This is a genomic window from Amycolatopsis sp. NPDC058278, from assembly GCF_042881395.1.
Lineage (GTDB): Bacteria > Actinomycetota > Actinomycetes > Mycobacteriales > Pseudonocardiaceae > Amycolatopsis.
This window is the reverse complement of sequence record NZ_JBHVXZ010000044.1, coordinates 51,173-75,394: the sequence shown is the minus strand read 5'-3', so window position 1 is coordinate 75,394 and position 24,222 is coordinate 51,173. Positions and strand designations below refer to the sequence as shown.

Here is a 24,222-nt window from a genome sequence, read left to right as displayed (position 1 = left end):
GGTGGTGGTTCCCGCGTCACGGCCGCGGCTCAGTCGGCGAGAGCCAGCAGGTCGGCTTCCTCGACCGGCTTCTCGACGGGTTCCGCCACGGGCTTCTTGCGGGCGGCCAGGCCGCTGATCGCGACCAGCAGGCCCAGCACCGCGATCCCCGTGACCACGCTCAACGCCGGCGTGAGCCCGGTCAGCAGCGCCGCCGGTGATGCCTCGCGGCCGCCGTTGGCGGTCAGGACCGCCGTCACCACCGCCAGGCCGATCGCCCCGCCGACCTGCAGCGACGTGTTCAGCAGGCCGCCGGCCAGGCCCTGCTCGTCGTCCGCGATGCCCGCGGTGGCCTGGATGTTGAGCGACGAGAACGCCAGCGTGAAGCCGATGCCCAGCAGGATCATGCTCGGCAGCACGCTGCCCGCGTAACCCGAGTGCTCGTCGATGCGCAGGAACAGCGCGTAGCCGATGACGTGCGCGACCACGCCCGCGAAGATCGTGCGCGGCGTGCCGAGCCGGTCGATCAGCGGCTCGATGCGCGGGGAACCGAACGCCACGATCAGCGCCGCCGGCAGGAAGCCCAGCGCGGTCTGCAGCGCGGACCAGCCCAGCACCCGCTGCAGGTACAGCATCACGACGAACTGGAACCCGATGTACGCGCCGAAGAACAGCGCGCCGCCGAGGTTGGCCCGGGCCAGCGGGCCCGAACGCAGGATCCCGAGCCGCAGCAACGGGTGGCGGCTGCGCTTCTCGATGACCACGAACGTCACCAGCAGCGCCAGCGCGACGGCGAACGTGATCAGCGTGCGCGGGGCGGCCCAGCCGACCTCCGGCGCCTCGACTACGCCGAACACCAGCAGCAGTGAACCGGCCGCGCCGGTGATGGCGCCCGGGAAGTCGTAGCCGCCGCCGGCTTCGGCGCGGTACGACGGGATCAGCTTCCACGCCGCCACCAGCGCCACCAGGGCGATCGGCGCGGGCAGCAGGAACGTCCAGCGCCAGCCGACCTCGGTCAGCAGGCCGGAGAACACGAGCCCGGCCGAGTAGCCGCTCGCGCCGAACACGGCGAAGATGCCGATCGCCTTGTTGCGGGCCGGGCCTTCCTGGAACGTCGTGGTGACGATGGACAACGCGGCCGGCGCCGTGAACGCGGCGGCCAGGCCCTTGATGAACCGGCTGGCGATGAGCAGCGCGCCGTCGTCGACGAGGCCGCCGAGCAGCGAGGCCAGTGCGAAGATCGCGACGGCGACGAGGAACACGCGGCGGCGGCCGAGCAGGTCGGCGGTGCGGCCGCCGAGCAGCAGCAGCCCGCCGTAGCCGAGCACGTAACCGCTGACGACCCATTGCAGCGCGTTGGTGGACAGGCCGAGGTCGGCCTGGATGGCCGGGAGCGCGACCCCGACCATCGACACGTCGAGCGCGTCGAGGCCGATGACGATCGAGACGGTGAGCAGGACACCCCAGAGACGTGCGTCCCACCGGGTCGAGGTGGTGGACAAGGACACGGAAGAACTCATGGCGGCGACATTACATGCACACGCATCTAATGTCCAAGCATTTAATGTGTTTGCATCTGATGTCCGTGCATGCTAAGTTGGTCGCCGTGAGCGACGTCGCCGAGAAACAACTGGTCCAGGAGTGGCACGAGCTGCTGGCCCGCTACTCGGCCGTGTTCGGCACGCTGGAGTGCCGGCTGCAGGAGCGCCACGGCATCGGCGCGAACGAGTTCGAGGCCCTCGAGCGGCTCGCGACCTGCGACTTCAAGTGCCGCGCGGCCGACCTCACCGGCGCGATCCACCTCAGCCAGAGCGCCACGTCCCGGCTGGTGGCCCGCCTGGAAAAGGAGGGCTTGGTCGAGCGCGCGCTGTGCGAAGTGGACCGGCGCGGCATCTTCGTCACCATCACCGAAGCCGGCCGGGAGAAGTACCTCGCGGCGAAGCGGACGCACCGCGAGGTGCTGGCGGAAACCCTGCGCTGAGCGCGCCGCCGCCGGGACTCGCGGTTCGTTCCGGGGATGACGCACTGCTTGTCCTGTCGGTTACTTCCCCGGTGATTTCCGCCGGGAGCCGGGCTTGTACCGAATTGACCCGACCTTGCCGCGCGCGTTTTCGCCGTGGGGCCGCGACCGTCGTCTCGATCGCCCTGATCACTTCGATCATGGCCGAGCTTCCGGCGAACGCGGCGACGGACTTCCCGCCGTTGGAGCTGTAGCGGTGTTCATGCCGGGACCGCCACCGCCTGCCCTTGGCCGCGGAAGCGCAGGGCCGCCACCGCCGTCAGCGCGATCCCCGCTGCCGCCAGCAGCACCGCCGTGCGTAGACCGTCCACTGTGGCCACTCGCAGTGCCTCGCCCGACTGCCTGTGGGTGCTCGCGTTGGCCACCGCCACGAACACCGCCAGCCCCACCGAGCCGCCGATCTGCGGGGCCGTCGACGCCACGCCGGAGGCCACCCCTGGTCCGCGGCCGGGATCCCGGCCGCCGCCGCGCCGAACATCAGCGTGTACCCCGCGACCTGGCCCGAACCCAGCACGACGAGGAACGCCACCAGCGCGCCCGTGCCGAGGCAGGTCGAACCGGCGGCCGGGCTCCGGGGCGGGATCCCTGGCCGGCAAAGGGAAAGCGAGCGCGGCGGCGGCCGCGGCCGGCGGGACGTTCACGAAGAACACCGCCGCCCAGCCGGACGCCTGCGTCAGCACCCCGCCCAGCAGCGAGCCGAGGATCATGCCGCTGCCGCCCGCGTATCCCACACCGAGAACGCGCGGTTGCGTTGGCGACCGGCCGCGAACGCGGTGCTGACCAGCTTCAGCGTCGCCGGGAAGAGCAGCGCGCCGCCCGGCAGGAGCGCCCCGCCGACGGCCACGGCGTAGGCGCTCACCGCCCACTGCCGGCTCTGGGCGCCGAACCCCAGGTCACGGCCGCGCGAACGCCGGCAGGGCCGGCACCGCGCCCGGGCGGCGGGTCACCGGGCCGCTCGCTCGTCCGTTCCCGGCACCTTCGCCGTCGTGATGGCGATGCGGTTCCACGTGTTGATCGTGAAGATCAGCGCGAGCAGCCGGGCCAGTTCTTCCTCGCCGAACTGCTCGAGCGCCCCGGCGTAGACGTCGTCGGGGACGCCACCCGAGACCAGGGTGACCGCTTCGGTCAGCGCCAGCGCGGCCCGCTCCTTCTCGCTGAAGAAGTGACCGGCCTCGTGCCACACGGCGACCATGTGCAGCCGCTCCTCGCTTTCGCCGGCCTTGCGGGCGTCCGAGGTGTGCATGTGCAGGCAGTAGGCGCAGCGGTTGAGCTGCGACGCGCGGATCTGGACCAGTTCGACCAGCGCGGGGTCGAGCCCGGCGCGGGCGGCGGCGTCGAAGCCGATCAGGGCCTTGAAGGCCTTCGGTGCGGTCTTGGCGAAGTTGAGGCGGGAGTTCGTCATGACCAGAAATCTAGGGCGTGGTTGACCCGTGTGTAGGGTGCATTTCCGTGGCAAAAGAATGGGTCAATTCGGGGGAGCGGCTCGGCGCCGACCTGCACCTGGAGCTGACCGGACCGGGCGGCAAGCGCGCCGCGCTCATCACCGCCCTGCGGGACGCCGTCCGCGCCGGGCGGCTCGCCCCGGGCACCCGGCTGCCGCCCTACCGGTCGCTGGCCGCCGACCTCGGCCTGGCCCGCAACACCGTCGCCGACGCCTACGCCGAGCTGGTCGCCGAAGGCTGGCTCACCGCCGTGCAGGGCTCCGGCACCCGCGTCGCCGAGCGCGCCGAACCCCTCGAGCCGGTCCGGGCACCGGCCCGGAAGCCGACGGCTCCGAAACCGGCGTACCACCTCCGGCAGGGCCAGCCGGACGCGACCTCGTTCCCGCGCGCCGAATGGCTCGCCGCCGCGCGCCGCGCGCTGAACGTGGCCCCGCACGACGCCTTCGGCCCCGGTGACCCGCGCGGCCGCCCGGAGCTGCGGGAAGCCCTTGCCCAGTACCTCGCGCGGGCCCGTGGCGTGCGGACGTCACCGGAGCGGATCGTCGTGTGCTCGGGCTTCGCCCACGCCCTGCGGCTGCTGTTCCCGGCCGTGCTGCGGGGACCGCTCGCCGTCGAGTCCTACGGCCTCGCGTTCCACCGGTCGATCTTCGCCGCCGCCGGCGTGAAGACGATCCCCCTGGGCCTGGACGAGCACGGCGCGCGCGTCGAAGACCTCGACGTCCCGGCGGTGCTGCTGACGCCCGCGCACCAGTTCCCGACCGGCGGCCCGCTGCACCACGACCGCCGCACCGCGGTCATCGGGCACGTCCGCGCGACCGGCGGCGTGCTCATCGAGGACGACTACGACGGCGAATTCCGCTACGACCGCAAGCCGGTCGGCGCGGTCCAGGGCCTCGACCCGGAGCACGTCGTCTACGCCGGTTCGGTCAGCAAGAGCCTCTCGCCCGCGGTGCGCCTGGGCTGGCTGGTGCTGCCCGGGCACCTCGTGGACCCGGTGCTGGCGGTGAAGGGCGAGCGCGAGGCCTGGGCGGGCGTGCTCGACCAGCTCACCCTGGCCGAGTTCCTGACGTCGGGCGCGTACGACCGGCACATCCGCCGCATGCGCCAGCGCTACCGCCGCCGCCGCGACCAGCTCGTGACGGCGCTCGCCGAGCGGGCCCCGCACGTGACACCGACGGGCATCGCCGCGGGCCTGCACGCCGTCCTGCGGCTCCCGCCGGGCACCGAGAAGGCCGCGCTGAAGGCCGCGGCCTGGCAGGGACTGGCACTGGACGGCCTGGCCGCCTTCCGGCACCCGGACAGCACGATGTCCACAATGGACGGCCTGGTCGTCGGCTACGCGACGCCACCGGAACACGCTTACCCGGCGGCTCTCGACGCGCTGTGCCGCGCGCTGCCGCCCGAGTGAGGCCTACCCGACGATGTCGATCCCGAACGGCTCGGCCGCGCTGTAGTCGATGTCGGCCCGCCCCGCGCCCGGCAGGTCGTAGCGCCGGTGGGAGAGCGCGACACCGCAGGGCGAATCACCAAAACGGCCGCACCCGGGCCGCCCTTCACCGCCGGCTCACGCGCCGATGGTGACGTTCTGCTTCCGGTACTGGCTTCCCGCTCACCCGGCTGGCAAGCTGCCAGCACCTCACGAGGGAAGGACGTGCATTGGCGGCACACCCGGCGCGGGCCCGGCGGATCGACGCTCGGGTCGTCGTCCTGAGCGCGCTGCTCGTGGTCGCGCTGCTCGCATGGGCCGGGTTCGACTACCTGAAGAACCGGCTGGCCGGCGGCGGCTGCGACAGCACCACCCCGGTGCGCCTCACGGCCGCGCCGGACATCGCGCCGGTGCTGACCGAGCTCGCCCGGACCGTCCCGGAGGAGGACTGCTACTCCGTCGAGGTCACCGCGAGCCCGTCGACGGCCACCGCGACGGCGCTGGAGGCCAACGGCGCGAACGGCCCCGACGTCTGGGTGCCGGAGTCGAGCACCTGGCTGCTGCAGGCCCGCGACGGCGGCGCGTGGAACCTCCCCGAGTCCGGCCAGCCGGTGGCGAGCTCGCCGGTGGTGCTGGCGCTGACCGACGACGTCGCGAAGAAGGCCGGCTGGCCGGGGAAGTCGCCGTCGTGGTCGGACGTGCTCGCGGGGAGCCTCGTCGGGCTGCCCGACCCGGGCCGGGACCCGGCCGCCATCGGCGCGCTGATCGGCCTGCAGCAGGTGACCAAGGACGCGCCCGACCCGGCCGCCGCCTTCACCGAGGAGATCCGCAGGCTTTCGGCGGTGAAGCAGCCGTTCACCGCGTGGCCGGCGTCGGAGCAGTCAGTGCTGGCCCGCAAGCTCGTCGCCGCCTACCCCGCCGCCGGCGTGCCGAGCTTCGACTACCCGTACGTCGTGCTGCCGCGGGCTTCGGAGGCGTCGCGCTCGGCGGCCGAGCGGTTCCTGCGGCTGCTGCTCGACCAGACCGCCACCAAGGCGTTCGCGGACGGCGGGTTCCGGACGCCGTCCGGGCAGCTGCTCGGCGACCGGCCGCGCGACACCCGCACGAACGCCGCACCGCGCCCGGCCGGGCCGCCCACGCCCGAAGCGATGTACGGCGTGCTCCAGGCGTGGGCCGGGGCGAACCTCAGCGCCCGCGTCCAGGTCCTGCTCGACGTCTCCGGCTCGATGGCCGCGACCGTGCCCGGCACCGGCCGCAGCCGGATGTCGCTGACGCTCGAAGCCGCGACGCAGGGGCTCGGGCTGTTCAAGCCGACCAGCGAGATCGGCCTCTGGCTGTTCTCGACCAAGCTGGACGGCAACAAGGACTACAAGGAACTGCTGCCGATGCGGTCGATCGCCCAGCAGCTCGCCGCGGGCGGGGTGGCGACGCTGCAGGCGGTCAAGCCGAAGCCCGGCGGCGCGACCGGGCTGTACGACTCGATCCTCGCCGCGTACCAGAACGCCCGGCAGAGCTGGCAGCTCGGCCGGATCAACCTCGTCGTCGTGCTCACCGACGGCCGCAACGAGGACGACGACTCGATCGGGCTGCCCGGCCTGCTCGCCGAGCTCGGCCGGCTGCAGGACCCGCGGAAACCGCTGCCCGTGATCGGGATCGGCATCGGCCCGGACATCGACGCGAGCGAGCTGCGGCAGGTCTCGGCGGCGACCGGCGGCGAGTCCTTCACCACGCCCGACCCGCGCAAGATCTCCGATGTCTTCTACCAGGCACTGAGCAAGCTCATGTGCCAGCCGCCCGCCTGCAAGAAGTGAGGACGCTATGTCTTATGGGGCCGAGCCCCAAGCCCCAGCCGGGGGGCAAGCCCCCCTGGACCCCCCAAAGCAGGGGTGGGTGCAGATCGAAAAACCCGCGCCCCGGGTGACCCGAAGACCGTCCGCGCTGGTCCTCGCCGCGTTCGTCGCCGGCGCGGTGCCGTTCGCCTTCCACACCTGGGCGGCGCTGCACGGGAACTTCGCCCAGGACGACTTCGTCATGACCTACCGGGCCGCCTTCGCCGGGCCGTTCGACCTCGGCTACCTCTTCCAGGACTACCACGGGCACCTGATGCCCGGCGGGTTCTTCCTCGCGGCCGTGATGACGTGGTGGGCGCCGCTGAACTTCCCGCTGATGGTGGCGCCGCTGCTGCTGATGCGGGCCGTGGCGACCGTGCTGTTCTGGTGCCTGCTGGTGCGCTGTTTCGGCCGTCGCTGGGCGATCCTGGTGCCGTTCACCGTGTTCACGGCCTCGACATTGCTGCTGGTCCCGCCCCTGTGGTGGGCCTACGGTTCCCAGATCGTCCCGGTGGTGCTTGCGGCCGCCGGCGCCCTGTACTGGCACGTCCGCTACCTGCGCGAAGGCGGCCGGTGGTGGATCGGCACCTTCGCGTGGACGCTCTTCGGGCTGGCGTTCTACGAGAAGGCCGTCGTGGTCCCGGTGCTGCTGGCCGGGGTGACCGTCCTGCTCGGACAGTCCTTCCGCGACCGGTGGCGCTACTGGGCGGGACACGCGGCGCTGCTCGCCGCGTTCGTCGTGGGTTACCTCGCGTTGACGTCGAGCCAGGTGACGCCAGGCGGCCCGCCGATGACCGTGGGCACCGTCGCCGACCTGACCGGCCGGATGCTCGGCGACACCTTCCTGCCCGGCCTGGCCGGCGGGCCGTGGTCGGGGCCCGGCCCGGGCGCGACCTGGGCGCCGTCGCCGTTCGCGGTCGTGGTCCTGCTGTTCGCCGCGGCACTGGCGCTGGTGGTGGCCGGCGGGCGCGTGGGCGGCCGCCGGGCCTGGCGGGCGTGGGCGCTGCTCGGGCTGCTGTTCGCCGTGGACGTCGGGCTGCTGGCGTTGACGCGGCTGCGCGAAGTCGGCCCGGCCGCCGGCGACGACCCGAGGTACCTCGCCGAGCTGGCGTTCGTGGCCGCCCTGTGCGGAGCGTTCGCCTTCCTTACGCCCGAAGGGGTTGCGCCATCCGGAGTCACGCGTGAGCGGCCGATCGCGCTACTCGTGTCCGTGCTTCTGCTCGCCAGTTCCGCGATCGGGTTTTCCCGGCTGGCCCCCGCGATGCGGTTCGACCATTCCGGACAGTACGTCGCCAACGTCCGGGCGGCCGTCGCCGAGGATCCGGATCTCGTCTTCTACGACACGTTCGTGCCGTCCGATGTGGTCCACGAGTGGTTCGGCGCGGACTCGCAGGCGTCCCGGGTCGCCGGCCTGGTGCCCGGCACGCACTTCGACCAGCCGACGAACCGGATGCACCTGCTCGACGCCACCGGCACCCCACACCTGATCACCGGCGTGGCCGCGGAGTCCCGCGGCGTGCCGGGGCCGGTGCCGGACTGCGGCTACACGATCGGCGAAACGCCGGTGAGCGTGGCACTCGACACCCCGCTGCTCGGCAGGCACCTGCTGAAGATCGACTACTTCACCCGCGACGGCGGTGAAGGCCTGGTCGACCGGACACCCGTGTGGTTCCAGCCCGGGCTGCACTCGTTGTACCTGCCGGTGGACGGCCTGTTCGACCACATCGGCGTGCGGCTGTCGAGCCCGGGCGCCCCCGTGTGCGTCCCTAGAGTCGAGGTCGGGAAGCCGGTGACTCAGTAGGGGTCGTACGGGCTGTGGTGCCCGGCCAGCCGGGCCAGCGGCCGCAGGCGCAGCCGCAGCAGCACCTTGATCCCGACGTTGCGCGCGAACCACGGCAGCTGCGCCAGCAGGCGCACGCGGTCTGCCGTGGACGGTGGCGCCAGCCGGAACCGCGCCAGCGACGTGGCGCGGTCCAGATAGGTGTACCGCCGTCCGAAGAGGACCTTCGCGATCGTGCCGAGCGTGACGCCGATGGAGGAAAAACAGTCGTGGACCAGGATTTCCGCCCCCGGCGGCAGGTGCGCCGACCAGCGCAGGTCGTCGGTGTAGGTCCAGTAGTCGTGCTTGCCGTCGATGTAAAGCAGCTGTATGGCCCGATCCCAGTCAGGGCGCAGTTTCGTGCTGTAACCGGCGACGAGCTCGACGACGTCGTCCAGCCCGGCCCGCCGGATGTTGCGCTCGAACAGCTGCCGCGTCGGCGATCCGCCGAACAACCGGCCGTCCACGAAGGGGTCGACGGCGATCACCGTGGCCCCGACCGTGCGGGCGGCGGCGCCCAGGACGATCGTGGATCGGCCCTGGTGGCTACCGATTTCCAGGATGACGTCACCCTTTTCGAGGCGGCACGCGGCCTGCCACAGCGCCTCGCCCTGCGCGCGCGTCATCCAGCCCTTGACCGGCTCGGCCAGTGTCCACGCGTCGGCGAAGCCGTCCGTGCTCAGTTCGGTCGTGATGGCGCACCTGCCCAGGGAAGTCGGGGGCCGGGGAAAATCGTCGGCACATGGTAGCCAGGTTTCGGCTTAGTATCTACCGGATGGTAACCAGCACCCGCGAACGGACCCGGGACGGCGCCCCGCCCGCGGAGCGCGACCGGAAGTTCTCACCGAGTGCGTTCCTCCGCCGCCCGAGCACCTGGATCGTGCTGGCCCTGACCACGTTGTCATTCCTGCAGATGCCGGGGAAGACGACGTTCGACACCAAACTGGACCTCGCCGTCGACCCGCTCGCCTTCCTCGGGCGCGCCCTGCACCTGTGGAACCCCCAGGCCACCGCGGGGGAGCTGCAGAACCAGGCGTACGGCTACCTGTTCCCGATGGGCCCGTTCTTCGCGCTGTGCCAGGCCGCCGGCGTGCCCGCGTGGATCGCGCAACGGCTGTGGGGCGCGGTCCTGCTGTCGGCCGCGTTCGGCGGCGCCCTGCTGCTGGCGCGGGCGATGAAGATCGGCACCGAGCGCACGCGGCTGATCGGCGCGCTCGGGTACGCGCTCGCGCCGCGCATGCTGACCGAAATCGGCGGCCTGTCCGCGGAGATGCTGCCCGCGGTGCTGCTGCCGTGGGTGCTGGTGCCGCTGGTGCGGGCCGGGGCGATCGGCTCGCCGCGGCGGGCCGCCGGGCTGTCCGCGCTGGCCGTGCTGTGCATGGGCGGCGTCAACGGCGCGATGGTCGTGATGGCGCTCGTCCTGCCGGGACTGTGGCTGCTGACGCGGCGCTGGACGCGGGCGCACGTCGAGCTCGTGCTGTGGTGGTTCGTCTTCGTCATCGGCGCGACGCTGTGGTGGATCCTGCCGCTGCTGCTGCTCGGCGAATACAGCCTGCCGTTCCTGGACTACATCGAGTCCGCGACGAACACGACCGCGCCGATGTCGCTGTTCGAGGTGCTGCGCGGCACCAACCAGTGGGTCGCCTACGTCGTGCAGGGCACGCCGTGGTGGCCGGGTGGCTGGTCACTGATCGACAACCCCGTGCTGATGCTCGCGACCGGGCTCGTCGCCGGCGTCGGCCTGTTCGGACTGACCCGGCGCGGCCTGCCGGACCGGCGGTTCCTCGTGCTCGGTGTGGTGACCGGGCTGACCCTGCTGACCATCGGCTACGTCGGCACGCTCGACAGCCCGCTGGCCGAACAGGTCCGGCACCTGCTCGACGGGCCGCTCGCGCCGCTGCGCAACGTGCACAAGTTCGAGCCGGTGCTGCGGCTGCCGCTGATGCTGGCGTTCGCGCACGGCATCTCGAGCCCGGCCAGGGTGACGTCCGCGCGCCGGTTCCTGCGGCCGGCGCTGGGCCTGCTGCTGGTGCTGGTGATGGCGGCACCGGCGTGGCTGCTGAACCTGCGGTCCGGCCCGGGCTGGGACGCCGTGCCCGGCTACTGGTACGACGCTCTCGGGTACGTGGCCAAGGCCGATCCGAACGCGCGGACGCTGCTGCTGCCGGCCACCGGCTTCGGCGAGTACGACTGGGGCCGCACGGTCGACGAGCCCGCGCAGGCGATCGCGCGCAGCCCGTGGGCGGTCCGCAACCAGGTGCCGCTGGGGTCCGAGGGGAACACGCGGCTGATGGACTCCGTGGACGCGGCGCTCGCCGACGGCCGCGGCGACCCCGGGCTGGCCGCGCTGCTCGCCCGTTCGGGATATCGGTTCTTGCTGCTGCGCAACGACATCGACCGCGAGCGGACGGCGGCCCCGCCCGTCGCGACCCTGCGGGCCGGGCTGGCCGGGTCGCCGGGCATCGCCAAGGCCGCGGAGTTCGGCCCGCTCGAAGTCTACGAAGTGGGGAAGCCGGTGCCGCTGGCCACCGCGACGTCCACCACGGACGTCCCCACCGTGAGCGGCGGCCCGGAGAACCTGCTGCCCCTGATCGACTCGGGTCAGCTCGACCCGGCGACGCCCACCGTGCTCACCGGCGACGGCGGGTCGCCCGGCGGCCCGCGGCTGGTGACCGACGGCCTGCGCCGGGCCGAGCGGAACGTCGGCGGCGTCCGCGACAACCTCAGCCAGACCTTGACCGCCGGCGAGGCCTACCGCCAGCAGCGCGCGGCGGGCGACCTGCTGCCGTTCCCGGGCCAGGAGCACCAGACCGTGGCCGCCTACCGGGGGATCCGCTCGGTGACGGCGTCGACGGCGGCGTCGTTCGCCGACGCCTTCGGCGGGTCCGATCCTTCGCACCAGCCGTTCGCGGCGATCGACGGCGACCCGCGCACGGCGTGGCACTCGTCGTCGTTCACCGGGCCGATCGGCCAGTGGCTCGAGGTGGAGCTGGACACCCCGCGGCTGGTGAACTCGGTGAACCTGGAGATGGTGGACGACCTGCGGGTGGGCTGGCCGGCCACCCGGATCCGGATCACCACCGACAACGGCTCGGTCGAGCAGCCGGTGATCCGCGGTGCCGGGCCGCACGAGTACTCCGTCGCCGGCGGCGTCACCCGCACGGTGCGGATCACGCTGCTGTCGCTGGTGGTCGGGCGGCAGGACGGGAACGTCGGCATCGCGGAGCTGAAGATCCCGGACACCGAGCCGCAGCGCGCCCTGGAGGTGCCCGCGGACCTGCCGACCGGGCCGGCGCCCGGGTTCGCCTTCACACGCGGCCCGCAGCCCCGGTACGCGTGCCTGCCGCTGGGCGCCGCCGTGCGGTGTGACGCCGCCGCGGCCCGCGACGGCGAGGAACCCGACGGGATTCGGCGGCTGTTCAGCACCCCGGCGGAGCAGACGTACCTGGTCGGCGGCACGGTGCTGCCGGCTGGCGGCGGCCGCAACCCGGTGTCGCTGCCGGGCGTGACCGTGGCGTCGACGTCCCAGCTGGGCGGCGACCCGGCGGCCGCCGGGTTCGCGGCCGTGGACGGCGATCCGGGCACGACGTGGCGCCCGGACGTCACCGATCTGCGGCCGGCGCTGACGCTCGGGTGGCCGTCGCCGAAGCGGATTTCGGGGCTGCACATCGAAGTTTCGCCGTCGAGCGGAGCCCGGGCGCCGCGGCAGGTGGAGCTGGTGGGCCGGTCGGGGACGCGGTCGGTGCAGCTCGACGCGGGCGGGTCCGCGTCCTTCGAGCCCCTGGACACCGACCAGCTGCAGGTCGTGCTGCCGGGCGACGACGACGATCCCGCGGCACGCTCGGTGGTGGGCATCGGCAGCCTGGCGCTGTCCGGGAGCGACGGCTTGCTCCCGGGGCCGGACCCGGCGTTCACGGTGCCGTGCGGATCGGGGCCGAACGTCCACCTCGACGGGCTCGACTACCGGACGTCGGTGCAGGGCAAGCTGTCCGACATCACCGCGCACCGGCCGCTCGCGCTGGGGATGTGCCGGGATTCGGAGGGCGGCATCGCGCTGCCGGCGGGCGGCCACGAGCTGCGGACGGACCGGTCGGAGTCGTTCGTGGTCCAGGACCTGTGGCTGCGCCCGGCCGGCACCGCGTCGCCGCCGGTGCACCGCGCGGTGCAGGTGGGTGACTGGGGCGCGGCGTCGCGGTCGGTGACGGTGGGGCCGGGCGCGGAGGCGGTGCTGGCGGTCCCGGAGAACGCGAACGCGGGCTGGACGGCCAGTTTGGACGGTCAGCAGCTGACGCGCACCCGCGTGGACGGCTGGCAGCAGGCGTGGATCGTCCCGGCGGGCGCGGGCGGGGTGGTGTCGCTGTCGTTCACCCCGGACGCGCACTACCGGCTGAGTCTCCTGGTCGGCGCGGCGGCGGTGCTGGCGCTGCTGGTGGGCGTGGCGTGGCCGGCGCACCGGCGCCGGTTCACGATCTCCCCGGGCGGCTCCTGGACCCCGGTCGTGCTGATCGGGCTGCTGGTCGCGCTGGGCGGGATGCTGCCGGTGGTGCTGCTGATCGCGTGCCTGCTGGCCCGCCAGTTCTCGGAGCGCGCACCGAGGTACCTGGCCTTCGGCGGCATGGCGGTGGCGGCGGGCGCATCGGTGACGGGCCGCATCCTGGGCCACGGCCAGGACTGGGCGTACGGCCCGGTGACCCAGGCGGCACTCCTGCTGGCCGCGGCCGCAATGGTGGCGACGTGCGTGGACTGGTTCGTGCGCAAGGAAAACCCCACCAACCCCACCAGCTAACCCCAGCCCCCCGCAACCCACGTGCTCGACCCCGTAACCCACGTGACTGGGCGCGTAACCCACGTGACTGGGGCCGGAACTCGCGTGACTGGGGCCGTAACTCGCGAGTTCCGGCTTCAATCACGCGAGTTCCGGGTCGGATCACGCGAGTTCCGGCTTCAATCACGGTGGATACGGGCCGGATCACAGGGGTTCGGGGTCGCGGAAGTGTCGGTGCCTGCCGGTAGCGTGGAAAACGGGGGCTGCTCAGGCCGGTTTGCGGGGGCGGAGCTCGAGGAGGGCGCCGGCCGCGGCCAACGCGCCGGCGGTGCACACCGCCGCCGTCACCACCTGGGTGGGTGAGCCGTGCAGCCACGTCGTGATCAGCAGTGCCTCCACGCCGACCGCCGACCACATCAGCACCGTCACGCGGCGGTCGCCGTCCGCCAGGCGGGCGTACAGCAGGATCTGGACCAGCGCCAGCATCGAGCCCGCCAGCGCGAACGGCCACACCGGCATGGTGCTGCCCGCGTACCGCGCGCCGCCGATCACCGCGAGCAGCGAAGGCCCGAAGACCAGCGACACCAGCAGCACCACCGCGTCCAGGCAGCCGCACACGGCCAGCGCCACCGGCAGCACCCGGCGGCGGCGGTCGGAGACGGCGAACCGCGGCAGCACCAGCACCCCCACCGCCTGCGGCAGCCAGTACGCGATCTTCGTGACGATCGCCCCCAGCGCGTACTCGCCCACCTCCGAAGACGGCAGCGTGTGGCGGGCCAGCACCAGGTCCAGGTTCACCAGCAGCACCAGTGCCAGCATCGCCTGCGCCGTGTGCAGCACCTCGCCGCCGTGGCGGTCGGCCCAGCGGGGACGCGGGCGGCCGCAGATCTGCCAGCCCGCCACGACCACCGCCAGCGATCCGATCGCCGCTCCGGCCAGCGCCCCGGTCGGGGACCCCGAGACCACCAGCCCCACCAGGGAACCGCCGACCTTGCCGACGCCCTCCAGCGCGATCAGGCCGGACAGCATGGCGAACCGGTGGCTGCCCTGCAGGAGACCGTGGAACACGCCCAGCAGCGTCAACGGCCCGAGCGCCGCGGTCACCAGCAGCGCCGGGGCCAGCGAGCCCAGGTGCAGCAGGAGCACCAGCAACGGGCTCAGCGTCAACGCCGTCGTCGCGACGATCGCGCTCGTCACCAGGCCGAGCGCGAACAGCGAACCCTGCGCGAGCCCGGGGGCGCGCGCCACCCGCAGCGCCACCACCGTCTGCAGGCCCATCGCCGGGACGACGCCGATCACCAGCACCGCCAGCAGCGAGCTCAGCTCCCCGAACGCGCCGGGCGCGAGGATCCGCGCGGCCGCCAGGCTCAGCACGTAGCTGGCCGCGTTGTTGCCCGCGAGCGCGAGCGAGACGAGGATCGCCGCGAGCCGGTTGCCGGTCCGGGCCGGGACTTCGGTGTCTACGCTCAACGGCGGGCTCCCATTACCGGCGGGTAATGACCAGGGACCATAACCGCGCGCGCAACGGAAAGGAAGGGCCGTGAACGCACCCGGCAGGCGGGCGGCCCTCCCCGTGTTGTCCGCCGCGCTGGCCTTCGCCGTCTGCGCGCCGCTGCTCGGCCGCGGGTTCGTCCTGAGCTACGACATGGTGTTCGCGCCACGGCAGTACTTCGTGCCGGACGCCTTCGGGGTCGGCAGCACGCTGCCGCGGTCCGTTCCCGCCGACGCCGCCGTCGCGCTCGCCACCACCGTGCTGCCCGGCGACATCGTCCAGAAGATCGTCCTGCTCCTGGCCGTCTTCTTCGCCGCCTTCGGCGCGGGACGGCTCGTCCCCACCGAGCGGGAAGGCACCCGGCTCGTCGCGGCGACGGCCTACGCCTGGACGCCGTACCTCGCCGAACGGCTGTTCATCGGGCACTGGCCGCTGCTCCTGACGTACGCGGCCCTGCCGTGGATCGCCGGCGCCGGGCTCGCCGTGCGGGCGCACGAACCGCGTGCCCTGCCGAAGCTGGTGATCGCCTGCGCCCCGGCCGTGCTGACTCCGCCCGGCGGCGTCCTCGCGGCCGCCGTCATGGTCGTGGCCGCCGGTTCGCGGCGGCTCCGGCAGACGGTTCCGCTCGCCATCGCGCTCAACCTGCCCTGGCTGGTCCCGACGTTCCTCGACGCCGGCGGCACCTTCTCCGACCCCGGCGGCGTCACGGCGTTCAGCGCCCGCGCCGAAAGCTGGGGTCCCGCGCTGCTGAGCGTGCTGGGCCTCGGCGGCATCTGGAACGCCGAAACGGTGCCGGGAAGCCGGGCCGTGCCGCTGGTCCCGGTGCTGACGCTCATCGTCGTCGCCGTCGCGATCGCCGGCCTCCGGCCGCTCGCGCAGCGGTGGGGGAAGGCGCCGGTCCGCTCTTTGACCGCGCTCGGCGTCCTGGGCGTTCTCCTGGCCTCCCTGGCGACGTTGCCGGGCGGCAGCCGGCTGCTCACCGCCGCGACGCGGTACGTACCCGGCGCCGGACTGCTGCGGGACGCCCAGAAATGGGTGGCCTGGTGGGCCCTGCCGCTGGCCTTGGGCTTCGCGCTGGCCGTCGAAGCCGCCGCCGCGAAGCTGAAAACCGCGGGGGGCCGCGCCGGATTGGTGACGGCGGCGGTGGTCTTCCCGCTGCTGACCATGCCGGACCTCGCGTGGGGTGGCTGGGGACGGCTCGGCACCGCGCAGTACCCGGCCGACTGGCGCGCGGTGTCCGAAGAGCTCGGTGACCGGCCGGGTGACGTGCTGGCGTTGCCGCTCTCGGCGTTCCGCGGGTTCGCGTGGAACGACGACCGCACCCAGCTCGACCCGGCGCCGCGCGCGCTGCCGAAACCCGTGCTGATGGACGACACCCTGCAGGTCGGTGCCGAGCGGATCGCCGGTGAGGACCCGAGGATCGGCGACGTCCGCGCCGCGACGTCCGCGCGGGAACTCACCGACGCGGGCATCGGCTGGATCCTCGTCGAGCACGGGACACCCGGCTACGTCGACCCGCGGTTGCTCGCCGGCGCGACGCCGGTGTGGTCGGGTGAGTGGCTGACGCTGTACCGGACCCCGGGTGAGCCCGCGGTGAAAGCGATCTCGTGGACGCCCGCCTTGCTGGCGAACGGAGTAGCGCTCACGTTGCTGTGCGTCGCAGTGTTGTGCCGCATGTTACCCATGCGTACATTGGGCCGCGGCAGGATTCTCCCGCCGCGGAAGGAGTGACTCGTGGGCACGGTCATCGGCGCGATCGTCGCCGTCATCATCGGCGGCGGAGCGGCGACCGCGGGAGGGTTCGCCCTCATCCAGGGCGCGGACCCGGACACCGCCGCTCCGGTGCAACAGAAGCTCAACGCGCAGGTGAAGTTCAACCCTGCCGACCACCCGCTGAAGCTCTACGGGGACCGCTGACGCGTGACCCGGCTCGCCTCCGACCACGCCCACCGCGTCGTCGGGCTCTACGGCGACCCCACCGTTTCCTGGAGCATCCTCCTCGAAGCGGAACTCGGCGCGGCCGCACCGGAACCGGAGAAGCTCCGCGCCCGGCTCGCGGCCGCGTTCCCGCGCTACCCGTACCTCGGTGCGGTGCCCGAAATCGAGCGGATCGGTGACCTGGCGGCCGTCCGGGACCGCTTCGCTTCGGCACCCTACGAACGGGGCGCGCCGCTGGTGCGCGTCGCCGTCGGCGAACCCACTCTCCTCGTCGCCGCGCACCACGGCGCCCTCGACGGCCTCGGCCTGCTCGCCCTGCTCGGCATCCTCCTCGACGTCCCGGTTTCTTCGGCCGCGCGGGGGATCGGCGAACGCACGGGCGGCAAACCCTTTGCGGTTTCGGCTCTCCAGCGGCTCGCTGAGGCGCTTTTCGCGCCACCGGGCCGGATCACCCCGGACCGGGGCAGCGAAGCCGTAGGGGATGTCTTCGTGGCCGTCCACGAGCCGCGGCTGCGGCTGGGGGCCGCGGGGTTCGTCGCGGCGGCCGCCGGCGCCACCGAACGCTGGAACCGCGCGCACGGGGCCCGCACCGCGCGGGTCGTGGCCGCGCTGGGCGCGTCGCGCCGGCCGGGTGCGGCACCGGAACCGGTGCACGACAGCGCGTTCTTCCGGCTGCGGCTGAGCCGCGGCGCGGACGTCGCCGAAGTCCTGAAGGCCCAGCCGCCGGAGCCGGATTTCCCGGCCCGCAGCAGCCGCCTCGCCCGGCTGGGCACCCGGCTGCTGGCGAGCAGGCTCGGTTCGACGTTCCTGGTCTCGAACCTCGGCGTGGTGTCCACCGGGGACACCGTGCGGACGCTGGCGTTCTACCCGGCGGCGAGTGGCCGCTCAGGCGTGGCGTTCGGCGCGGCGACGACCGGCGGCGCCACCACCGTCACCGTGCGCGCCCGCCGCAAGGACTTCGACGCGGCGGCCGCCGCCCGGCTGCTGGGCGAGTTCCGGGACGCGGTGCGGGACCAGGGTGCGCGGCCGGGGGACCGGCTGCCCGGAGACGTCCCGCACCAGTGAAGCGAACTGGCCGACACTGACGTCCCAGCGGTACTTCCCGGCCCGCTCGGCGCCCGCCAAGCCCATTTCCGCGCGCCGCAGGCCGTCGGCGAGCAGGCCGTCGACCTGCGCGGTGAAATCGTCGAAGTCGTCGGCCAGCAGGCCGGTCCGGCCCTCCACGATGGACTCCGTCACGCCGCCGGCGGCGCGGTAGGCGACCGAGGGCACGCCGTGCGCCGCGGCCTCCATGATGACGATGCCCCAGCCCTCCTTGACCGACGGGCACAGGTGCAGCCACGAGCGCGCCAGGATCTCGTGCTTGGCCTGCTCGTCGACCCAGCCGTGCAGGACGACCCGGTCGGCCACCCCGCGCGAAGCCGCGTGGGCGCGCAGCACCTCGTCCCACGGCCCCTGGCCCACGACCTCCAGCCGCAGGGACGGCCAGCGCCGCGCGAGCCGCGCGACGACGTCGATGGCGTGCTCGATCCGCTTGTGCGGCACCAGCCTGCTCACCGCGACCAGCGTGGGGGTGCGGTCGCGTTCGGACGCGCACGGCGGGGGCGCGTCGAGGCCGTTCGGGACCACCGTCACGCGCTCGCGCCCGATGCCCAGTTCCGCCAGTTCCGCCTTGGTGACCTCGGAAACCGTGACGTAGCGGCACCGGCGGAACAGCCACGGCGCCAGCCGCGACTCGATCCACCAGCCGATCCGGCCCAGCGTCTCGCCGAGCGCGCTGATCCACTGTTCCTTGTGGACGTGGTGCACGAGCACCAGCACCGGGCAGCCGGCGACCAGCCGGGCGAAGAACGGCATGCCGTTCTGCACGTCCACCACGAGATCGGCGCGGGCCCGGCGGATGGCGCGCAGCGCGTGCGCGTAGACGCCGAACTTGTTGCCGCGCCGCCGGTAGCGGACGCCGTCGCGCCACTCGCCCGCCGTCGCACCCGGGTAGGCGGCGCACTGGATCTCGACCCGGTACCCCGCTCTGGCCAGGCCTTCGGCCATCCGCTCGACGTACCGCTCCGAGCCGCCGCCTTCGGGGTGGCCGGTGTCGCGCCAGTTGAGGAGGAGCACACGAGGACGTTCCATCGGGGTTATCCAAACTTTGGCGACGGTGCTAGGTTACCGGTGCGTACACCCTAGATGAACGTATTCGGGAAAGCGACGGTTCAATGGTAGGTAATCCGGTTCTCGTCGCGACGCCCCGGCCGCATCGCGCCACGCTCCGCCGCTCGGTGACCCTGTTCCGGACATTCCTCACCGAACAGACCGACCCGGACGGCTTCTATTCCGCGCTCGCCGCCGATTCGGTCCGGCAATTGGCGGCGCACGCTCCGCTGTCCGGACGCACGGTGCTCGACGTCGGCGGCGGCCCTGGCTACTTCTCCGAAGCCTTCCGCGCGGCCGGCGCGGTCTATCTCGGCCTGGACCCGGACGTCGGCGAGCTGTCCGCGCGCGGCGAGCCGGGGGAGAACATGATCCGCGCCAGCGGCACGGAACTGCCGGTACGCAGCGGTTCCGTCGACATCTGCTACTCGTCGAACGTGCTGGAGCACGTGGCCGAGCCGTGGGTCATGCTCGCCGAGATGTGCCGGGTGACCAAGCCCGGCGGCACGGTCTTCGCGTCGTTCACGCCGTGGTATTCGCCGTGGGGTGGCCACGAGACGGCGCCGTGGCATTTCCTCGGCGGGTACTACGCCCGGCAGCGTTATGCCCGGAAACTCGGGAAGCAGCCGAAGAACAAATTCGGGGAAAGCCTGTTCCCGGTTTCGGTCGGCGCCGCGCTTCGCTGGGCGAAGGCGACGCCGCTCGCCGATTTCGTGGCCGGGTATCCGCGGTACCACCCGAGCTGGGCGATGTGGATCGTGCGGATCCCCGGCCTTCGCGAAATTGCGTCCTGGAATCTCGTTCTGGTCCTGCGGAAGGTTTAGCGGTCGGCGCCGACCGGCACCCGCTGCCGTCGCCGCGGCGGGGCCGGCGGGGCGGCCGGGCGCCGGCGGAACAGCAGGTAGGCCGCCACGAGGATCAGCACCCCGCCGCCGATGCCGAGCCAGAGCGGGCCGGTGCTCGACAGGAACTCCAGCTTGCCCTTGTTCTCGTCGATCTGGTCGACCATCTGCGCGATCGTCTTGCCGTTGTAGGCCAGCGTCCCGTCGAACACGACGGTGGGGTTGCCGGTGGTGGGCCGCAGTTCCTGGTGCTGCTGTTGCTGCTGCTTCACCTCGACGCCGGTGACCGGCTCCACCCACATCGTGTTGATCCCGCGGTAGTACAGGTCCGCGTCGACGCTGGAGTCGGCGACGCCGACGAGCGAGCCGGGCACCGACTTCGTCTCGAGCTTGGTGTCCGGGATGTTCTGGACGAACTTGTAGGTCTCGATCCCGTTCACCTCCTCGGTGCCGGTGTACCGGGCGGTGACAGCGGTGCCGGTGTTGTCGTCGTAGACCTGGTAGTCCTTCTGCTCGGTGCCGAAGGGGAACTTGAAGTTCAGGCCGGGCTGGGCTTTGTAGACGTTCTGCTCCGGCGGCTTGTCGCCGTCCTTGTCGGCCTTGTCCTTGAGCTGCGTGACGTAGCTGCTTTCCTTGGTGCACTTGGGGTCGGCGTCCCCGCGCGGGTCGTAGCCCTCGGAGGTGCGCCGGTCGAAGCAGACCTGTCGCTTGCTCGCGGTGAGCACCGTGCCGTCCTCGTCGTCCTTGACCTGCACCGCGAGCAGCCAGACCGCGTAGTCGGTGCCCTCGTGCATCTCGGGCCGGGCGAAGTTCGCCTGCACGTGGCCGGTCGCGGTCAGCTTCCGGTTCTCACGGATCTCGGTGACCGGGCCGGCGCCCTTGTCGGTCACGGCAAGGACCTTGCTCGCGGTGCCTTCCAGCACCGACGTCGAATCCTGGTCGAGCGGCACCTTGGCGAGCTTCGGGTAGACGTAGGCCGGCAACAGCACCGCCCCGGCGACCGCGAAGACCCCCAGCGCCAGCAAGATCAGGCCCAAAGCTCGTCGCAACGGTCCTCCTGGGTCGTACTTGGGACACCCAAATTACCCGGCGGTAATCAGGTGCACGGATAGTGGCCCGCGCCACGTCGCGCGTCAAAGTGTGACCCGCGGTCACAGCTGTCCGGTGCGACCGGAAGGGCGCACGGACGCCGCCGTTCGGACCAATCGGCCAAAGATGTTTGTTCCCGGGCACAACGGGCACGGCCGCACCATCGGACGATCCCCCTGCCGCCGCGCCGGATCGCGAAGGAGAACTCCCCTTTTGCCCCAGGACCCATCGATGGTCGCCATCGCGGCGACCGCGCGCTGGCGGGCCCGGATCGTGGCGGCCGCCGCCAGTGCGGGGATCAGCATCGCCGACCCCCAGGCGGGCGTGCCCGGCATCCGGGTGCTGACGTGCGCCTCGGGCGACCTCGGAGCGATCGTGCCCCGCCTGGCCCGCGACACCGACCCGCCCCGCCCGGCGATCGGCGCCCATTCGGACTCGATCGCCGACCGCGAGCTGCGCGACGCGGTGGCGGACGTCGCGGCCCTGCTTTCGTTGCACGGCAACGTGGTCCTCGACCTCGACGCGGGCGGCCGCCGGCATCGCCCCGCCCGCCCGGACGTGGTGGTTTCGGCCGGTGTGGACCGTCCGCAGTGGACGGAACCGGCGGTCACCCTCCCGGTCGGGACGGATCGCCGCGGCGGCCCGCTCACGGTGGCGCTGACGGCGGGCCCGGGTTTCGAGGGAACGCTGCTGGAGCTGGCCCGCTTGGTCGACACCGACGCGGCTTAGCGCCGACCGCAGCCCGCTGACCTGGGTCAACCCTCGTCTTCGACCCACTCGAGCAGGTCGCCGGGCTGGCAGCCGAGCACCCGGCACATCGCTTCCAGAGTGCTGAAGCGCACGGCCTTGGCACGCCCGTTCTTCAGCACGGCGACGTTGGCCGGCGTGAGACCGACCTTCTCGGCGAACTCCCCGACGCTCATCTTGCGCTTGGCCAGTTCGACGTCGATGCGCACGACGATCGGCATCAGATGACCGCTTCCATGTCGGACCGGAGCGCGGTGGCCTGCCGCAGCAGGGCGCGCATGACCACCATCAGCAGGCCGATCACGGTGATCGCCACGGTCACCAGGAACAGCAGCATCGGCATCCCCGGGTCGTCCGCGTTGAAGCCGACGAAGAGCAGCATCCCGGCGACCACCAGCCACGCGGCGGCCACGGCCCAGACGATCGCGTCGACCCACTTCAGGGACGCGGTGGTGAAGATCCGGTCCTTCTTGACCAGGGTCAGCAGCTTCCAGGTCGCGACGACCACCACCTGGACGCACAGCACCAGGAAGACCGCGATGGCGGTCAGCGGCCACCGCAGCGGAGCGTCGTGCGGGTTCTGCTGCGCGTGGTAGGCGATGCTGCCCGGCAGCGAGAGCGTCTGGAACACGACGAGGACGCCGAACAGCACCACGAGGAAGACCCTGAGCGCGGCAACGGCCCACTTCTCGGTAACCATGCGCCGACTATCGCGCTCTTTCTATCGAAAGTCAATCGGTAGTGATCGAAATACGATCACTCCGGTTCGGGCTCGAGGCGCACCGACTCCAGCGCGACGTACAGCTCGCCGATGTCGACCGGGTCGGTGAGGTCGCGTTTGGTCAGCTCCTGCACGCGGCGCAGCCGGTACCGGACCGTGTTGGGGTGCACGAACAACCGGTCCGCGGCCTCCTTCGCCGAGCCGTGGCCGGCGAACCACGCCAGCAGCGTGTCGAGCAGGACCTTGCGCTCCGCGGCCGGCAGCGTGAGCACCCCGGCCAGGGCCGACCGGACGACGTCACGGGCCATCCCGGGCGCGGCCGCGACCAGCGTCGTCACCGGCGAGTCACCGAACACCACGACGCCGGCCGTCCCCGCCGGCAGCGAGCGGCGGGCGATCCGGGCCCGGTGCAGGGCGTCCGGGACGTCGGGGAACCCGGTGAACGGCTTGCTCATCCCGGCCGCCACGGGCAGGGAACCGAGCACTTCGCGCAGCCGCCGGACGTCCTCGATCCGGTCGATCGCGACCAGGCCCGCCTCGCCGCCGGGCCGCCACGCCGACCGCCAGCGCCGCGCCCGCAGCAGTGCGTCGACGGAGTCGTGCTCGTCCGGCTCGACGCGCTCGGTGACCACGGCGACGAACATGCCCGCGGTCGGCAGGCCCAGCTCGCGGGCCGCGGCCTCCATGTCCCCCTGGCCGGCGAGCCGGCCGCGCAGCAGGTCGTCCAGCAGCCGCGCGTTCGCGTGCGACGGCTCGGCCGCGACCTCCTCGTACGCCGTGGTCAGCGCGTCGGAGTAGAGGTCGATCGCCTTCCAGACGTAGGAGTTGATCTCGATCGTCCGGGTCGGGTTGAGGAACTCCGGGCCGGCGAGCTCGAGGAGTCCTTCGTAGACGAAGGTGCCGCCGATCCGGAACGCGCGCAGCACCGCGGGCAGCGGGATGCCCTGGCGCGCCTGGGTGAGCCCGGTCTTGCGGGCGGCGTCGAGGGCGAGGCCGTGACCTTCGGCCAGCGCCGTCAGCGCGCGCTCGAGGTTGGCCCGGCAGACCTGCCGCAGTTCGCCGGGGGCGACGTCCTCGACCTGGCGGTAGAACTCGTCCTGCTCACTGAGCAGCCGGGCCAGGCGATCGGCGAACTCGGGGAGCCTGGCCAGCATCTCGCGCAGCAGCTCGCGGTGCTCGCGAGGTACCGGCCTGGCCAGAGCTTCGATGCCCATCCCTCACTTTAGCTCGGGTCCGCCGCGCGGGACATGCACGAACTTGAGCAAAATTCATGTCCGTCGGGTGCCCGACGTCGTGCGGGCTCGCCGGCTCAGGCCGGTTTGCGTGCGGTCAGGTAGACGTGCGGCTCGGGGCCGGCGTCCGGGTGGTCGGGGACGAACTCGGCCTCGTCCTCGTGGACGATTTCGAGGCCCGCCGCCCGCAGCCGCTCCTTGAGGGGACCGGCGGCAAAACTGTACGCGCGGACCGGGTGGCCCATGAAGACGAGGTCGACTCCGTCGACGTCGGCGGGCACGGTGGCGAAGACGAGCAGGCCGCCGGGCTTCAGCCAGGCCGCGAGGCGGCCGATCATGGTTTCCTGCTCGGCCCGGGGGAGCTGCAGCATCGAGAAGAAGGCCGTGATCGCGTCCCAGGTGCCGTCCGGGAAGGACAGTTCGCGCATGTCCCCGAGTTCGAACCGGGCGGCGGGCACCTGGCTCCGCGCGATCTCGACCATCTTCGGGGCCACGTCGTAGCCGGTGACGTCGTGGCCGGCGGCGACCAGCAGTTCCGCGGTCGGCCGCCCGGTGCCGGCACCGAGGTCGAGCACCTTCGCCTCCGGCGGCAGGGCGGCGAGCAGGTCGGTGATCGCGGCGCGCTGGGCGGTCGCGGTGCGGAAGGCGTGTTCGTAGTCCGTGCCGAGCGCGTCGAAGACCTCGGCGGCGGTTTCGGGGCGGGTCATGCTCGCCCACCCTGCCAGACCTA

The 24,222-nt window shown here is 72.6% G+C and carries 21 protein-coding genes; 9 read left to right on the top strand and 12 right to left on the bottom strand.

The window, feature by feature from the left end:
• Positions 1–29: 29 nt before the first annotated feature.
• Positions 30–1,499: an MFS transporter gene (locus ACFVYA_RS23505; RefSeq protein WP_285985694.1), complete on the bottom strand. Its 1,470-nt coding sequence runs from the start codon at positions 1,497–1,499 to the stop codon at positions 30–32.
• An 86-nt stretch (positions 1,500–1,585) separates the two neighbouring features.
• Here ACFVYA_RS23505 and ACFVYA_RS23500 point away from each other — a divergent pair, with 86 nt between their 5' ends.
• Positions 1,586–1,960: a MarR family winged helix-turn-helix transcriptional regulator gene (locus ACFVYA_RS23500; RefSeq protein ID WP_285985693.1), complete on the top strand. Its 375-nt coding sequence runs from the start codon at positions 1,586–1,588 to the stop codon at positions 1,958–1,960.
• Positions 1,961–2,199: 239 nt separating this feature from the next.
• Here the strand turns inward: ACFVYA_RS23500 and ACFVYA_RS23495 are convergent, their stop codons facing one another.
• The 3 genes from ACFVYA_RS23495 to ACFVYA_RS23485 form a co-directional block, all read right to left on the bottom strand.
• Positions 2,200–2,730: a hypothetical protein gene (locus ACFVYA_RS23495; RefSeq protein ID WP_387047881.1), complete on the bottom strand. Its 531-nt coding sequence runs from the start codon at positions 2,728–2,730 to the stop codon at positions 2,200–2,202.
• Positions 2,703–2,858, bottom strand: coding sequence for a hypothetical protein (locus tag ACFVYA_RS23490; RefSeq protein ID WP_387047879.1), 156 nt, complete (start codon positions 2,856–2,858; stop codon positions 2,703–2,705). Before ACFVYA_RS23490 ends, ACFVYA_RS23495 begins: the two co-directional genes overlap by 28 nt.
• A gap of 84 nt (positions 2,859–2,942) precedes the next feature.
• On the bottom strand, positions 2,943–3,401 hold the full coding sequence (locus ACFVYA_RS23485; RefSeq protein WP_387047878.1) for a carboxymuconolactone decarboxylase family protein: 459 nt from the start codon (positions 3,399–3,401) through the stop codon (positions 2,943–2,945).
• Between the two features lie 47 nt (positions 3,402–3,448).
• On the opposite strand from ACFVYA_RS23485, the gene ACFVYA_RS23480 reads away from it, so the two are divergent.
• The 3 genes from ACFVYA_RS23480 to ACFVYA_RS23470 all read left to right on the top strand — a co-directional run bounded on the left by ACFVYA_RS23480 (position 3,449) and on the right by ACFVYA_RS23470 (position 8,497).
• Positions 3,449–4,849, top strand: a complete 1,401-nt coding sequence (locus ACFVYA_RS23480; protein ID WP_387047876.1) for a PLP-dependent aminotransferase family protein — start codon at positions 3,449–3,451, stop codon at positions 4,847–4,849.
• 248 nt (positions 4,850–5,097) lie between these two features.
• Positions 5,098–6,678 (top strand): substrate-binding and VWA domain-containing protein, encoded by a 1,581-nt coding sequence (locus tag ACFVYA_RS23475; protein ID WP_387047875.1) that lies wholly within the window; start codon positions 5,098–5,100, stop codon positions 6,676–6,678.
• 79 nt (positions 6,679–6,757) lie between these two features.
• A complete protein-coding gene (locus ACFVYA_RS23470; protein ID WP_387047873.1) occupies positions 6,758–8,497 on the top strand; it encodes a hypothetical protein in 1,740 nt (579 codons plus the stop codon).
• On the opposite strand, the gene ACFVYA_RS23465 is transcribed toward ACFVYA_RS23470, so the two are convergent.
• Positions 8,491–9,141, bottom strand: a complete 651-nt coding sequence (locus ACFVYA_RS23465; protein WP_285985687.1) for a class I SAM-dependent methyltransferase — start codon at positions 9,139–9,141, stop codon at positions 8,491–8,493. The two genes, ACFVYA_RS23470 and ACFVYA_RS23465, sit on opposite strands and share 7 nt — an antisense overlap.
• Before the next feature lie 149 nt (positions 9,142–9,290).
• Here ACFVYA_RS23465 and ACFVYA_RS23460 point away from each other — a divergent pair, with 149 nt between their 5' ends.
• Positions 9,291–13,301 carry an alpha-(1->3)-arabinofuranosyltransferase family protein gene (locus ACFVYA_RS23460; protein ID WP_387047870.1) on the top strand — a complete coding sequence of 1,337 codons (4,011 nt, stop codon included), beginning with the start codon at positions 9,291–9,293 and terminating at the stop codon, positions 13,299–13,301.
• Between the two features lie 246 nt (positions 13,302–13,547).
• Here ACFVYA_RS23460 and ACFVYA_RS23455 read toward each other — a convergent pair whose 3' ends face one another.
• Complete coding sequence (locus ACFVYA_RS23455; protein ID WP_387047868.1) at positions 13,548–14,750, bottom strand: lipopolysaccharide biosynthesis protein; 1,203 nt, start codon at positions 14,748–14,750, stop codon at positions 13,548–13,550.
• Between the two features lie 70 nt (positions 14,751–14,820).
• Between ACFVYA_RS23455 and ACFVYA_RS23450 the strand changes: the two genes are divergently transcribed.
• Both ACFVYA_RS23450 and ACFVYA_RS23445 read left to right on the top strand, forming a co-directional pair.
• Positions 14,821–16,503 carry a hypothetical protein gene (locus ACFVYA_RS23450; RefSeq protein ID WP_387047866.1) on the top strand — a complete coding sequence of 561 codons (1,683 nt, stop codon included), beginning with the start codon at positions 14,821–14,823 and terminating at the stop codon, positions 16,501–16,503.
• A 3-nt stretch (positions 16,504–16,506) separates the two neighbouring features.
• On the top strand, positions 16,507–16,689 hold the full coding sequence (locus ACFVYA_RS23445) for a hypothetical protein (protein ID WP_013229289.1): 183 nt from the start codon (positions 16,507–16,509) through the stop codon (positions 16,687–16,689).
• A 906-nt stretch (positions 16,690–17,595) separates the two neighbouring features.
• On the opposite strand, the gene ACFVYA_RS23440 is transcribed toward ACFVYA_RS23445, so the two are convergent.
• On the bottom strand, positions 17,596–18,828 hold the full coding sequence (locus tag ACFVYA_RS23440; protein ID WP_387047895.1) for a glycosyltransferase family 4 protein: 1,233 nt from the start codon (positions 18,826–18,828) through the stop codon (positions 17,596–17,598).
• Positions 18,829–18,989: 161 nt separating this feature from the next.
• Between ACFVYA_RS23440 and ACFVYA_RS23435 the strand changes: the two genes are divergently transcribed.
• Positions 18,990–19,685: a bifunctional 2-polyprenyl-6-hydroxyphenol methylase/3-demethylubiquinol 3-O-methyltransferase UbiG gene (locus ACFVYA_RS23435; RefSeq protein ID WP_285985682.1), complete on the top strand. Its 696-nt coding sequence runs from the start codon at positions 18,990–18,992 to the stop codon at positions 19,683–19,685.
• Here ACFVYA_RS23435 and ACFVYA_RS23430 read toward each other — a convergent pair.
• Positions 19,682–20,752, bottom strand: a complete 1,071-nt coding sequence (locus ACFVYA_RS23430) for a DUF3068 domain-containing protein (protein WP_285985681.1) — start codon at positions 20,750–20,752, stop codon at positions 19,682–19,684. The two genes, ACFVYA_RS23435 and ACFVYA_RS23430, sit on opposite strands and share 4 nt — an antisense overlap.
• 271 nt (positions 20,753–21,023) lie before the next feature.
• On the opposite strand from ACFVYA_RS23430, the gene ACFVYA_RS23425 reads away from it, so the two are divergent.
• Positions 21,024–21,521 (top strand): hypothetical protein, encoded by a 498-nt coding sequence (locus tag ACFVYA_RS23425; RefSeq protein WP_387047864.1) that lies wholly within the window; start codon positions 21,024–21,026, stop codon positions 21,519–21,521.
• Between the two features lie 26 nt (positions 21,522–21,547).
• Here the strand turns inward: ACFVYA_RS23425 and ACFVYA_RS23420 are convergent, their stop codons facing one another.
• The 4 genes from ACFVYA_RS23420 to ACFVYA_RS23405 form a co-directional block, all read right to left on the bottom strand.
• Positions 21,548–21,760: a helix-turn-helix transcriptional regulator gene (locus ACFVYA_RS23420; RefSeq protein ID WP_043782048.1), complete on the bottom strand. Its 213-nt coding sequence runs from the start codon at positions 21,758–21,760 to the stop codon at positions 21,548–21,550.
• A complete protein-coding gene (locus ACFVYA_RS23415) occupies positions 21,760–22,239 on the bottom strand; it encodes a DUF2975 domain-containing protein (RefSeq protein ID WP_387047863.1) in 480 nt (159 codons plus the stop codon). Before ACFVYA_RS23415 ends, ACFVYA_RS23420 begins: the two co-directional genes overlap by 1 nt.
• A gap of 56 nt (positions 22,240–22,295) precedes the next feature.
• Positions 22,296–23,474, bottom strand: coding sequence for a PucR family transcriptional regulator (locus ACFVYA_RS23410; protein WP_387047861.1), 1,179 nt, complete (start codon positions 23,472–23,474; stop codon positions 22,296–22,298).
• Between the two features lie 95 nt (positions 23,475–23,569).
• Positions 23,570–24,199: a class I SAM-dependent DNA methyltransferase gene (locus tag ACFVYA_RS23405; protein WP_387047859.1), complete on the bottom strand. Its 630-nt coding sequence runs from the start codon at positions 24,197–24,199 to the stop codon at positions 23,570–23,572.
• Between the last annotated feature and the right edge of the window lie 23 nt (positions 24,200–24,222).